A 12,339-nucleotide genomic window follows, 5' to 3' on the forward strand; every position below is an offset into this window, starting at 1 on the left:
TGACAACTGTCATCGCTCATCAGGAACGAACTCTTCTGCCGCCCCGGCCCCGCGCTCCGAAAACTGACGGCATATCAGCCGCCCGTCACGACAAAGGAGCTCACCATGTCGAAGCGAGCCATCGCCCTGGCCGCCAGTACCGTCGTCCTCGCCGGGACTGCCCTCGCCCGGCTGCCCAGGCCAGGACACCACCCGGGGTGAGCGTCACGGTCAACGGACGGGTCACAGCCGATATCCCGGCCGACGCCGTCGGCGTCAACACCCCCTTCTGGGAGCCGAATCTCATGCGGAGCGACACACCGCGGCTGATCCGTGAAACGGGCATCACCACGCTGTCGTTCAACGCGGGCGGGCCCACCGACCTCTACCACTTCGACCACGGAGGCTGGCTCAGCCCCGATCCGTACGGCCCGTACAACGGCCCGAACGGCGTGGGGTACGAGAAGCTCACCCCGCGCTTCACCTTCGACCAGTTCGCGCGGACCGCCCGGCCCGCGGGCGCCCGCATGATGGTGCACGTCAACTACGGGACGGGGCCGACCGACACCAAGGAGCACCCCAGCACCGACAGCGCTCCCGAACCGGGCGACCCGCGGGCGGCCGCCGACTGGGTGCGCTACGCGAACGTGACCCACCGCCACCACGTCCGCGACTGGGTCATCGGCAAGGAGAACTACCTCAACGGCTGGAACAAGCCGGCGGGGCCGACCCCGCTCGGGCAGAACTCGCGGGTCCGCGAGCCCGACGCGCATCCCGACAAGTCACCGCAGGCATACGCCCACAACAGCATCGAATACGCGAAGGCCATGAAGGCTGTCGACCCGGACATCCGCGTCGGCATCGAGCTCTTCCCGTACGACCCGGCGAAGACGAACGAGCCCGGCCGACTGGTCCGGATCGCAGCCGTGCGACCCCCCCGGCCGGGACCCCGTTCGCACCGTTCCACACCAAGAAGCTGTTGACCACCGCGCTCAAGGGCGGCGGGAAGACCCTGGCCACCTCCTCCGCCGGCCCCACCCTCGGCGCGCACGCGATCCGCCGGGCCGACGACACCCTCGCGGTGATCGTCGTCAACAAGGACCCGCGGCACGCCCAGCGGTTCCACCTCGACCTGCCCGGCGCGTACCGCGTGCAGCGCACGCTCGGCTGGTGTCAGGGCGACACGGCTCCCACCGCGGGCTGGCCCCGACCTCGCTCGCCCCGTACTCGGCAGCCGTCATCCTGCTCACCCCGCGCGACTGACCCCACAACAGGCGGGAAAGACAAGGAACATGACACGAAAGCGCCGACGGCGCGCCGTCCTGCCGGACTCCGCCCCCGCCCCGCCCGCCCCGGCGGCGCTCCGCCCAGGCGTACCCTCACCCTGACCTACTCCGCCGGCCTGGCACGCATCCGCCGTGCCAGGCGCCGAAGGATCGTACGGCCTCGATGAGAGCGCCTGGGAAGAGGCTTCCGGTTGCTCACATCCGCCCGCGTCGCGTCGTGGCCGCGCGGTGGCCAGTGGCCGTCCGGCGACACGGCGGGGGACTGGCGCTCCGCCTGTGCCTTGATCTCCCAATACGACTCATGGGAGGTCACGCGGTACGCCTCCTCCCAAGCCGCCAGAGCCGCGGTGACGCCGGATCCCGCGGTGCCCCGGCGACGCACGTGGAGCGCCAGCCAGACAAAGCCGCACAGGACTGCGAGGAGGCCACCGAAGATCGCCAGGAGCGGCAGCAGATCACCCATGCCTCTGAGGCTGACGACTCGGTCCGCGATGAGGTCTGAACGTGCCGGCCTGACAGGCCGGCTGGTGGGTGATCAGCAGGCTGCCGGCCTGGCGAGCACCGGTTCGGCGCTCGGCTTGCGGCTGGTCGGCCGACGTGCGGAGCGGCCCGAGACCAATAGGCGATCGCACGCCGAACCTCGGCGTAGCCCTCGCGTCGGCCGGTGTAGCGCTGGAGCGGGCGCCACTGCCGCAGCTCGGCGTTGACGTGCTCGACGCCGATCCGATCCGAGGAGCGTCTCCGTCGCCTCGCCATCCAGGCGTACTGCTCGCCGAGGGCGCGTCCTTTGGCTTCTTCGGCGGGGGTGCTGACCGGGCCGGGAAACTCGTTCGCCAGACCCCGGTAGCCGTCGTCGACCTCGAGTGTCACCTTCGAGTGCCTGCCGGGCCGTCGGCGGCACACCTGAAGTCGCGCACCTGTCCGCGGCCGCCGTGGAACTCGTCCACAACGCCAGCCCTCAGGGGCTTGTGAGGCGGATCAGGGTGGCCGCCGAGATGACGGTGGTGACCCCGCCGATCCGGGTGGAGATCTGAGCGAAGGGCATCAGTGCCATTCGATCGGAGGCGGAAAGGATGGCGACGTCGCCGGTTCCGCCGAGTCCGCTGTGACAGATCGTGACGAGTGAGGAGTCCACGGGGTAGAGGCCCAGCGCCTTGCCGGTGTAGAAGCCGACGAGCGCCATCACGGCCACCACGGCGACACAGGTGAGGACGTAGCCGATCGAGAGAACCCCGATGACCTGGCCCATCGGGATGTACAGCAGACCGAGGCCAACCATCGTCGGATAGATGAGGTGCCCGGGGGTGATCGCGTAGATCGCGCGGGCCGCGCTTCGCACACTGGTCGGGACGATGTTGAGGATCTTGCACAGGACCGAGAAGATGATCAGTAGTACCGGCGCGGGAAGGCGGAGGAGCGGCTCGGCCACGCTCGCCAGGACGTACATGCCGCAGATCAGCAGGAGGCCCAGGGCGTAGTGCGGGCTTGAGTCCAGGGCGTGGGCCGGCTGATGGTGAGCATCGTGATCGGGCGTGGTTTCGGCGTCAGCGGCGCTACGCTTCGGCTTGACCAGCGTGCCGCCACCGTCCAGTGCGCTGCGGCGCTCGCCCAGTCGCTTGAGCAGTCCCGCGAGGACGACGGCGGTGATGTTCCCGATGACCGCTGCCGGGATGAGCTGCGCGACGAAGTCCGCCGACTCTCCTCCCAGAGCCTTGGAGTAGGCGGTGGAGAGCGGGATGACCCCTTCACCGATGCCGCCGCCGAGGATCGGTACGACGATGTAGAAGACGGCTCGTTGGAGGCTGTAGCCGAAGAGCATGGCGACGCCGGTGCCGATGGCCACCGCTGCGGCGGTGCCGGCCGCCAGGGGCACGAAGATGCGTGCCAGTGCCCGCAGGACGGTGGTGCTGTCCATGCCCAGGATGCTTCCGACCACGAGGGTGGCGATGACGAAGTAGAGGAAGTTGGCGTCTTTCATCAGCGCCGTAGCAGCACCGAGGATGTTCTTGTCGAATGCTCCCAGGTACACCAGCAGGGAGGGCACCATGAGGCAGACCAGGGCGCCGCCGCCGACTCTGGAGATGACCGGCAATCGGTTTCCCAGCGGGCCGAGCAGCATGCCGAGCGCGGTGATGACGGCCAGGCCGCCGATCATGTCGGCTGGAATCGCGTGGAGAGCCCCGGCCGTGACGACGACTGAGGCGAAGAGACCGGGGACGATCACGGAGGCACGACCGGGAGTGGACCGGGGAACTTGCGCCGGATCTCTTCGAAGGGCTGTCATGGTGTTCACCCAGGTTCTCGCTTCATCGGGAGAAGGGGGCCGGGCCTTCGGCGCCCGGTGCGGGGCCACTACTGCTTGATGACGGCGATCCGGGCCGCCAGGCGTCTGAGAAGTGCTTCCGCCTGGTCGATGGCCGCGGAGGTGTCCGGAATCATGTCGGTGAGGGCGCGTGCACCGCGCGGAAGCCGGGGCGCCGGGCCTCGGTCGGAAGCGCGTGGGAGCCCCAGATGGCGATGGTGGGGACGCCGTGGCGGTCGGCGGCCGCGAGCACGCCCACGGGCGCGTCGCCCTGGAGGTCCGCACGTCCAGCCGTCCTTCACGTCGGCGGTGGCTGCGCGGACCGTGCGATGGTCACCCCGGTATCCCGTTCAGGCCCGCCTGGGCGCTGATCTCCTCAGCGACGGCCTGTCCGAGGGCCCGTGTGCCGCCGTTGCCTCCGAGGTCCGGGGTCAGGACCCCCTTGTCGCCGCGTGCCAGGACGTTCTCGAAGCCCCGCTGGACTGCGGCGGCCGCCTCCTGTTCGCCGAGGTGCTCAAGCATCATGGCGGCGCTCCAGATCTGGCCCACCGGATTGGCGATGCCCTTGCCTGCGATGTCCGGGGCCGAGCCGTGCACCGGCTCGAACAGGCTCGGGAATCTGCGTTCGGGGTTGATGTTGCCGCTGGGGGCGATGCCGATCGTTCCCGTACAGGCCGGCCCCAGGTCGGAGAGGATGTCGCCGAACAGGTTGCTGGCCACCACGACGTCGAACCAGTCCGGGTGCAGCACGAAGTTGGCCGTCAGGATGTCGATGTGGAACTTGTCGACCTTCACCTCGTGATACCGCGCGGCGGCCTCCTGCACCCGCCGGTCCCAGTAGGGCATCGAGATGGAGATGCCGTTGCTCTTGGTGGCCGAGGTGAGATGCTTCGCGGGACGGCTGCCGGCCAGTTTGAAGGCGTAGTCGAGGACTCGGTCCACGCCGGTGCGGGTCATCACCGTCTCCTGGATCACCGTTTCCCGGTCGGTGCCCTCGAAGATCGTGCCGCCGATACTGGAGTACTCGCCCTCGGTGTTCTCCCGCACGACGTAGAAGTCGACGTCGCCCGGCACCCGGCCTGCGAGCGGGCTGTCCACCCCGGCCAGGAGCTTGACCGGTCGCAGGCTGATGTACTGGTCGAAATGCCGGCGAAACTGCAGGATGCTGCCCCAGAGTGAGACGTGGTCCGGTACTGCGTCCGGCCATCCGACCGCGCCGAAGAAGATCGCGTCGAAGCCGCGCAGCTGCTCGAACCAGTCATCGGGGAGCATCCGGCCGTGCTTGCGGTAGTAGTCGGCGTTCGCGAAGTCGAACTCGGTTGCCCTGAGGTCGAATTCGAAGGTCTCCGCGGCGGCTTTCAAGGCGCGCAGGCCCTCGGGGACCACCTCTTGGCCGATGCCGTCGCCGGCGATGACGGCGATGCGGTGGGTGCGTGTCATGAACTCGGCCTTTCCACTCGATCAGAAGGCAAGGTCGTCTCCCGCCCCACGTAGGCTAGGAGACAAGAAAGCCGCCATCGAGAGCCCTTGCGGCAAGGCATTGTTTCCTGAGTCGAAAGAAGTGGCGTGGATCTGGCATCGATCAACGATCTGGAGTTCTTCGAGCAGATCGCGAGATCGCAGAGTCTGACCGAGGCGGCCCGGACGTGGGGCAAGTCGGTCTCCTCCGTGAGCAAGCGGCTCGGCGCGCTGGAGGCCCGGCTGGGTGTGCAGTTGGTCAGGCGCAGCACTCGTCGACTGGCCCTGACCGAGGAAGGGCGCCGGTACGCCGAGGGCGCGGCGTCGATCCTGCAGCAGAAGGCGGACCTCGAGGACGGCGTGTCGAAGCACCGTGGCGAGCTCCGGGGGAGGATCTCGGTTCACTCGACACCCGGCATCGGGCGGGCACATATCGCGCCGCTGCTGGGCGAGTTCGCTCAGCGGCACCCCCGCGTCAGCATCGACCTGGAGCTTTCCGCTCTCCCGCTGAACACCTCGGGGACCGACTTCGACATCGCCGTCCGGGTGGGCTCAGTGCCTGACTCCCGGCTGACGGCACGGCTCCTCGCCCGCAACCGGAGGATCGTGTGCGCCGCACCGCGGTACCTTCGAAATGCCCCGGAGCTACGCACCATCGCCGATCTCGCGCAGCACAACTGCATTCTTCTGCGCGAGAACAGCAACGACTACACGCTGTGGCGGTTCGGGGCGGGCAGCGAACAGCAATACATGCGCGTCGACGGGAGCATGATCAGCGATGACGGAGACGTCGTGACCGGGTGGTGCCTGCAGGGGCTCGGGCTCATCATGCGCTCGACCTGGCACGTCGATCCGCTCATCCGCGAGGGAAGGCTTGTCCAGGTGCTCCCGAACGTCACCACGCCCGACGCCGACATCCTCGCCCTCACTCCTGCCAACCCGCAGACTCCTCGGCGGGTCTCGGCCGTCATCGAGTGCCTGAGGGAAGGACTCGCCACGCGGGATACGGCCGCACATCCGGGGGCGGAGGCGATGCGCGTGACCTGGCAGGGCGGCCCGGAATGAGCGCCACCGGGGGCCCGCCGGCTTCCGGTGCCGGTGACAGGCCGCCTCCGGAGCGGGCGGGGGAAAGAGGTCGCTGACACGCGTGCCCGCGATGAAAGGCCCGGTGCCATCGGCTCCGGGATGGTGCTCAAACGGCGAGATCGGGGAGGACTTCCGCGCCGGGGAGCCGGGCCAGCGCACTACCGGGGAGGATCAGCTTGCCCCGGCGCCGACCGCTGCCGATGAGGACGTAGGGGGCGTCGGCCACGGCCTTGTCGACCAGGAGTGGCCATGCGCGAGGCAGGCCGACAGGAGTGACGCCGCCGTACTCCATGCCGGTCTCGGTGACAACCGTGTCGAGCGGGGCGAAGGAGGCTTTACGCGCGCCCAGGTGCCGGCGAACGGCGTTGTTCACGTCGACACGGGTATGAGCGAGGGCCAGGCAAGCGGCCAGTGTGGTGCTCCCACCCCGCTTGGCGGCAACCACCACACAGTTCGCGGATGTCCGCGGCGCCACGTCGTAAGCATCGCAGAAGACCGCGGTGTCCGCCAGGCCGGGGTCGGTGTCCACATAGAGCACGGACTCGGCAGCTTCACGGGCCTCCCAGGTCCGCAGGGCCTCGGACACGGGGGCGGCCAGGCGGTCGCAGACCTCCAGTGCCGTGCTGACATCCGTGAAGTTCCCGAACGGAACGCGTACCTGGTCGCTCATGGGAAGACGATAGCGAAGCTTGTCACCTTCGCCTCAGCGGGGCTGAGCAAGGAGTCCCGACGCCTCACCGTCCGGTACGAACGCGAGGGATCACACACCTTCCTCGGCCCCGCGGCAGCCCTGGCTCGCTACAAGGAGCCTGGCGAAACCCGCCACGTGATACGTCCCCGTAGCTCATCGGGAAGGCCGCATCGTGTGATCCCGCAGTTCGGGAACGCGCGGCACCACCCTCCCTTTTGAGCTCAGGTGCCCCGCCCCGCTCTTCAACTTTACGGATCACCGAGGAAATTCATCGGGCCACCACTGTTTTATGAAGTGATGCCTTCCCTTTCACGCATCAGCAGCGGGAACACGGGGCAGTCATCTCCACAGGGCTGGCCGGGGAAAGGGAGGTCCAATTGTGACCCGAGAAGTCACCCGAGCCAATTGGACAGACGTGGTTCGATTGATAGCCTTCGGTCTGCTTCCCAACCTCGCCCAAGGTCCCGTCATCCGCCGTCCCCTTACCGTCCGGCTGGCGGCCGGACTGGACACCAACGCCTGGGGCTGCCGGTCCCTGGACCGGCTGCGTGAGCGCCACGGACCGGGCCCGGTGCTGGTCAGCGCCCTCGGCAGGCAGGGCCTCGTCCTCCTCTCGGCCGAGGACGCCCACCGGGTCCTCGGCGAGACAGGCACGTCGTTCACGACAGCCAACAAGGAGAAGACAGCCGCCCTTTCACACTTCGAACCCGACGGCGTGCTGATCACCGCGGGTGCCGCCCGCGGTGAGCGGCGCAGGTTCAACGAGGCAGCGCTCGACTATCCCGCGGTGGAGCACCGGTTCCACGACGCATTCCGTAAGGCCATCCAGGAAGAGGCCCGACCGCTGCTGGCCGGTGGCACCGTCACCTGGAAGCGGTTTCACGCCGCCTACCAACGCATCGTGCGCCGGGTCGTATTCGGTGACACCGCGCGCGACGACGAGCGCATCACCGAACTCCGGGACAAGCTGCGCGGCGATGGCAACTGGTTCATGCTGCACCGTAAAAGGGACCGTCTGCGCCGGGAACTGTTCGCCCGCGCACAGCGGTATATCGATCTGCCCGAGCCGGGCGGCCTGGCGCGCGCGGTGCGCGCCACCCAGGCGACGCCGGACATCAAGCCGGTGGCCCAGATGCAGCACTGGTTCTTCGCCTACGACGCCGCCCCGATCGGCGCCTACCTCGCGCTCGGTCTGCTCGCCGGCCATCCGCGGCAGGCGGCCAAGGCCCGTACCGACCCCGCGTACCTCCGGGCCGCCGTCCTGGAATCGCAACGGCTGTGGCCTACCTCCCTGGCCCTCCTGCGCGACACCACGGTCGAGACGCACTGGCCAGGCGGCGTGACACTCCCCGCGGGCACGGCGGTGATCTTCTGCAGCTCGTACTTCCACCGCGACGCCCGGCGCCTGTCCTACGCCGACCGCTTCGAGCCCGAAGCATGGCTCGACGGACGGGCCGAGGCGGACTGGGCCATCGCACCGTTCAGCCGCGGTCCCGCCGAGTGCCCGGGCCGGAACATCGTGCTGTTCACCAGCGTCACCCTGCTCTCCGAACTGCTCCGCCACGACTGGCGACTGTCCTCGGCGCACCGGCTGGGCCCCGGGCGCCCGCTGCCCCGTACGGCCGACCACACATCGCTGCGACTGGCGGCGGGGAAGCGCGTGGGACAGGGCTGATCCCACCTCCGCCCCGCGGTTCCTCCGCTGCTTGAACGAACAACGCGCATCGGCCGGCCCGGCTGGTGCGGGCGTCTCCTCATGTGAAGGACACCCATGGGACGGGTCAAGTGAAGAGAGCCGGCGCGCCCGGATCGCCATGAGCGATTCAGAGTTCACCTGGCGGTACCGCGGCCAGGTCGTAGCCCTCCGACAGCCTGGTCACCGTCGGCATCGATATCGTCGAGGAGGCGATGACGGACAGGGGCGGTACGCGCCGGCCGATGGCCGGCTCCGGGCGGACGGCCGCCGCATCCACCGGGTACGGCGCCTGGGCGTGCTCGCGGTGGAGCAGCGGTCTGCGGTATGCGTGCACCAGCTGTCGGGCCGGTCTTAAAGAACTCTTAGCGAGACTTGAGATACATGGTCGGAATCAACCGACTGGGCTGGTCATCGCCGGGATCCGCAGGGGTGTACCGCCCTGCCTCCCCGGGTACCGGCACAACCTGGAGTACAGCTGATGACGCACCTCGACACCGAAGCCTCTCGTGAGGCCCGCCGCCCCCGTACCAAGCGCTGGATCTTCATCGCGGCCGGGGCGGCCGTGCTCGGGCTGGTCGCCTGGCCGGTGCTCGACTACGCCGGGGTGTTCTCCGACAAGGGTGACCCGATCAGCTTCGGCCAGGACGGCAAGCCGGGCGGGACGGGCAGCGGCAAGGTGTCCCTGCCGACGGGACCGGAGGCGAAATTCACCGTCTCGGGCACGGTTCCGGAAGACGGCAGCAAGATCGCGGTCACGGAGTACGCGGGCAAGAAGTCCGGGTTCACGGGCAAGGTCTGGGTCTGGGTCCCGCCGCAGTACAAGGACCCCAAGTACGCGAAGAGCGGTTTCCCCGTGATGATCGCGCTGCCCGGTGGCGCGGGGTATCCGAACAACTACTGGATGGGTACCGACCTCAAGCTTGAGGCGAGCATCTCCAAGTGGTCGCAGGAGGGCAAGAGCCTGCCGTTCATCGTGGTCATGCCGGTGCTCAACCCCGAGAACCACGACAAGGACGCCAAGGACCCCAAGGCGGGTCAGTACTGGGACGGCAGTGACATTCCCGGCCAGCCGAAAATGGGTACCTGGCTGACCGAGGACGTCCCGGACCTGGTCAGGGAAAACTTCCGCACGATCGACTCCCGCGACGGCTGGGCCTTCATGGGCTCTTCCACCGGAGGCTTCGCCGGCCTGAAGTCCGTGCTGCAGAAGCCCGACAAATTCAAGGCAGTCATCGCCTCGGGGCCGGACATCGTTCCGGACTCCCGTCTGTGGGCCGGCCACAACACGGAAAAGACGGCCAACAACCCGAAGGCGCTCGCCCCCAAGCTGATCCAGGCCGGGAGCCCGGACGTCTATCTCGCCTTCCAGGTCGGCACCAAGGAAACCTCGGCCATGCCCCCGATCGAGGACTTCGTGAAGCGGTACACCAAGGGTCCGATCCACACCAAGCTGAGTGTCATACCGGGCGGCAGTCACAACGCGAAGACGTATGTGCCGAACATGGAGACGGGCGGTCTGATCCAGTGGATCAGTGAGCACATGCAGGGCCCCGTCCCCTCCTCCTGAACCCTTCAGCGGGGTTTCGGCTGTGCCCGCACATGCCGGTGTCCTTGGGCTGCGGGAGGCCCAAGACCGAGCACCCGGGCGTGCCCTTCTCCCGTCGGTGACCTCCGGCAGGGAATCCGCCGCCGCGTCCCACGACCGCACAGCGCATGTCCAATATCAGCTCTCGGATCCCGAGGTGACGAGACGTCATCCGGATCGGCTCCGCTCAGGCTTGCCGTTGCCGACCGTAGGCGTCGGGCTGCCGGGAGGATGGACTCGTGCCTTCTGGCGACGTACGGTTGGGCCCGGCAGGACCTCTGCGGCAGCCCGGACGCGAGTCCGAGGAGATGCCGGTCCCGTCGTCGCGGCGGCCCGGATACCGGCCGGCCGACGGCATTTCTTCCAACCGGGAATTCCGGTCGGCATCCGATTCGTGTTCGGCACCGAACCGATCGACTCTACCCCCTTCCCGTAAGCAAGCGAGATCACTGACGCCTACTGATCGGACACACGACATGAAGACCCCGAACCGCCTCACCGACTGCCCCGAGCGCCAGATGCTCGCATACATGCTTGACCACACCCGGGCCGAACTGATCGCCACGGTGCGCGGCCTGTCCGAAGCGGAGTCCCGGCGTCGTCTCGTCCCGTCCATGACGACGCCGATCGGACTGGTCAAGCATGCCGCGTTCGCGGAAAGGAAGTGGTTCCAGCACATCTTGGGCGGTCTGCCGGAATCCGCATGCGACGGCGCGATGGTGGGCGAAGCCAGTTTCACTGTCGGCGACGACGAAACGGTCGCCGACGTGATCGCCGAATTCGAGCGCGCGAGCCATCGCGCACGAACCATCGCCGCGGACGTCGATCTCGACGCCACGCGACAGCACCCTGCTTGCGGCACCGTCAGCCTGCGCTGGATCTACCTGCTCATGATCCAGGAATTCGCCCGCCACGCCGGCCACAGCGACATCCTGCGTGAACAGACCGACGCCATCCGTCGAGCTTGAGCCAGTCCGCGGGATCCCGCCCGGGCACCCCCGCAGAAGTGTCCTCAGCGAGGTCTTCTCAGCAAGTGAGGCTGACGGTAGAGGTGTTCGGCCCTGCGTGACCTCTGAAGAGCTCGCACAGCCGGCGGACGCTCTCGTACAGGAGCTCGACAACGGACAACAAGCTCGGCATCTACGACGTGGAGGGCCGGAAGGTCTTCATGAACGGCGTGCCGAACAACGCCGGTGATGTGGAGGTGCGCTGACCCAATCCGGCGTCATGGTTACCCGCGACCTCGCCCTCCGCGAACGCCTCCCGTCCGCCGCGCACGCGCCCGCGCGCTCCGTCAGTACGCGGCCGGGGGCGTCGGTTACAGCGTCACCGCCTGCCTGGCCGCGGTGGCACTCGCGGGGACGGGCCCTGGCGATCCTCGGCGGGGTGGCTCTCACGCCCGCGGTCACCGCGGTGAGCACGGGCGCGGAACGTCGTACGGCGTTCGGCGCCCGCACCAAGCCGGCAGACATCCAAAGTCCCGGACAGCCCCCTACGCGGGGAGCAGCGGCGGCAGTGACAGTCGTGCCGCCGGTGGCAGTGGGTCGTGCCGGTTGGGGGAGGTGGCGAAGGCCTGGATCACGAAGGCGGCGAAGCGGCGGGAGGCCGCGACGCGGGCGGCTGTCGACCCGGCCTGGATGCCACGGTTGGCCATGAGCATCATGATCAGGTCGTGCAGGACGAAGTCGGGGCGCAGGTGGCCGGACTTCTTGGCGCGGCGGGTGAGTTCGGCGATCGCCTTCAGGGTGTACGTGCGGTTCTCGGCGAAGTCCAGTGCCTTGGGGCAGGTCGTCATGAAGGCTTCGGTGAAGCCGCGGTCGCGTGCGTGTGTCTCGCAAGCCTGCGTGATCACGTGCTGGAGGCCGTGCCAGGGGTCGGGGTCGGCCAGGCCCTCGTCGGCGAGGGCCCGGCAGTGCCGCATCTCCTCCGCGAAGGCCGCCGTGACCAGGTCCTGTTTGGTCGGGAAGCGCCGGTAGAGGGTGGCGGGTCCGACCTCGGCCCGCCGGGCGATCTCCCGCATCGGCACGTTCAGGCCGGCGGAGGCGAACACGGCGCGGGCGGCGTCGAGGATGCGCTCGCGATTGTCGAGGGCGTCGGAGCGCAGTGTGTGAGGCAAAGGGGCGTTCACGGCTCTCACTTTACCGAAACGGACGGGGGCGTCCGTTACTGACTTTGTTGGTGTGGTGTCGTGAGGGTGAGTCCGGTTCCGGTGAGGCAGCCGTCGATGATTTCGCTGCGGTACTGGATTTCACGGAG

General features: G+C 68.4%; 11 protein-coding genes. 5 read left to right on the forward strand and 6 right to left on the reverse strand.

The annotated features are described in order from the left end of the window. The first annotated feature begins 197 nt into the window (after positions 1-197). Positions 198-962, forward strand: a complete 765-nt coding sequence (locus ACH427_RS31710) for a hypothetical protein (protein ID WP_398875178.1) — start codon at positions 198-200, stop codon at positions 960-962. A gap of 1,261 nt (positions 963-2,223) precedes the next feature. On the opposite strand, the gene ACH427_RS31715 is transcribed toward ACH427_RS31710, so the two are convergent. The 3 genes from ACH427_RS31715 to ACH427_RS31725 form a co-directional block, all read right to left on the reverse strand. Further along, positions 2,224-3,489 carry a 2-hydroxycarboxylate transporter family protein gene (locus tag ACH427_RS31715; protein WP_398875180.1) on the reverse strand — a complete coding sequence of 422 codons (1,266 nt, stop codon included), beginning with the start codon at positions 3,487-3,489 and terminating at the stop codon, positions 2,224-2,226. A 211-nt stretch (positions 3,490-3,700) separates the two neighbouring features. Next, the gene (locus ACH427_RS31720; protein ID WP_398875182.1) at positions 3,701-3,826 is read right to left on the reverse strand and encodes a hypothetical protein; all 126 of its coding nucleotides are present in this window, start codon (positions 3,824-3,826) and stop codon (positions 3,701-3,703) included. Between the two features lie 74 nt (positions 3,827-3,900). After that, positions 3,901-5,007, reverse strand: coding sequence for a tartrate dehydrogenase (locus tag ACH427_RS31725; protein WP_398875183.1), 1,107 nt, complete (start codon positions 5,005-5,007; stop codon positions 3,901-3,903). A gap of 126 nt (positions 5,008-5,133) precedes the next feature. Here ACH427_RS31725 and ACH427_RS31730 point away from each other — a divergent pair, with 126 nt between their 5' ends. Next, positions 5,134-6,090 carry a LysR family transcriptional regulator gene (locus tag ACH427_RS31730; RefSeq protein ID WP_398875185.1) on the forward strand — a complete coding sequence of 319 codons (957 nt, stop codon included), beginning with the start codon at positions 5,134-5,136 and terminating at the stop codon, positions 6,088-6,090. A 127-nt stretch (positions 6,091-6,217) separates the two neighbouring features. Here ACH427_RS31730 and ACH427_RS31735 read toward each other — a convergent pair whose 3' ends face one another. Continuing rightward, positions 6,218-6,781: a YbaK/EbsC family protein gene (locus ACH427_RS31735; RefSeq protein ID WP_398875187.1), complete on the reverse strand. Its 564-nt coding sequence runs from the start codon at positions 6,779-6,781 to the stop codon at positions 6,218-6,220. Between the two features lie 436 nt (positions 6,782-7,217). On the opposite strand from ACH427_RS31735, the gene ACH427_RS31740 reads away from it, so the two are divergent. Then, complete coding sequence (locus tag ACH427_RS31740) at positions 7,218-8,477, forward strand: cytochrome P450 (RefSeq protein WP_398875189.1); 1,260 nt, start codon at positions 7,218-7,220, stop codon at positions 8,475-8,477. Between the two features lie 148 nt (positions 8,478-8,625). Here the strand turns inward: ACH427_RS31740 and ACH427_RS31745 are convergent, their stop codons facing one another. Then, positions 8,626-8,832 (reverse strand): hypothetical protein, encoded by a 207-nt coding sequence (locus tag ACH427_RS31745; protein WP_398875191.1) that lies wholly within the window; start codon positions 8,830-8,832, stop codon positions 8,626-8,628. A gap of 144 nt (positions 8,833-8,976) precedes the next feature. Here ACH427_RS31745 and ACH427_RS31750 point away from each other — a divergent pair, with 144 nt between their 5' ends. Then, positions 8,977-10,065: an alpha/beta hydrolase gene (locus ACH427_RS31750; protein WP_398875193.1), complete on the forward strand. Its 1,089-nt coding sequence runs from the start codon at positions 8,977-8,979 to the stop codon at positions 10,063-10,065. A gap of 494 nt (positions 10,066-10,559) precedes the next feature. Then, positions 10,560-11,051: a DinB family protein gene (locus ACH427_RS31755; RefSeq protein ID WP_398875195.1), complete on the forward strand. Its 492-nt coding sequence runs from the start codon at positions 10,560-10,562 to the stop codon at positions 11,049-11,051. A 524-nt stretch (positions 11,052-11,575) separates the two neighbouring features. Here ACH427_RS31755 and ACH427_RS31760 read toward each other — a convergent pair. After that, positions 11,576-12,211 carry a TetR/AcrR family transcriptional regulator gene (locus tag ACH427_RS31760; RefSeq protein ID WP_398875197.1) on the reverse strand — a complete coding sequence of 212 codons (636 nt, stop codon included), beginning with the start codon at positions 12,209-12,211 and terminating at the stop codon, positions 11,576-11,578. Positions 12,212-12,339 lie beyond the last annotated feature (128 nt).

This window comes from Streptomyces sp. NPDC020379 (assembly GCF_044387105.1).
In the GTDB taxonomy this organism is placed as follows: domain Bacteria; phylum Actinomycetota; class Actinomycetes; order Streptomycetales; family Streptomycetaceae; genus Streptomyces.

Bases quoted from the DNA above. Each gene is read 5' to 3' on its own strand.
- ACH427_RS31725 (WP_398875183.1), bottom strand. From the start codon at position 5,007: ATGACACGCACCCACCGCATCGCCGTCATCGCCGGCGACGGCATCGGC.
- ACH427_RS31735 (WP_398875187.1), bottom strand. From the start codon at position 6,781: ATGAGCGACCAGGTACGCGTTCCGTTCGGGAACTTCACGGATGTCAGC.
- ACH427_RS31750 (WP_398875193.1), top strand. From the start codon at position 8,977: ATGACGCACCTCGACACCGAAGCCTCTCGTGAGGCCCGCCGCCCCCGT.
- ACH427_RS31755 (WP_398875195.1), top strand. From the start codon at position 10,560: ATGAAGACCCCGAACCGCCTCACCGACTGCCCCGAGCGCCAGATGCTC.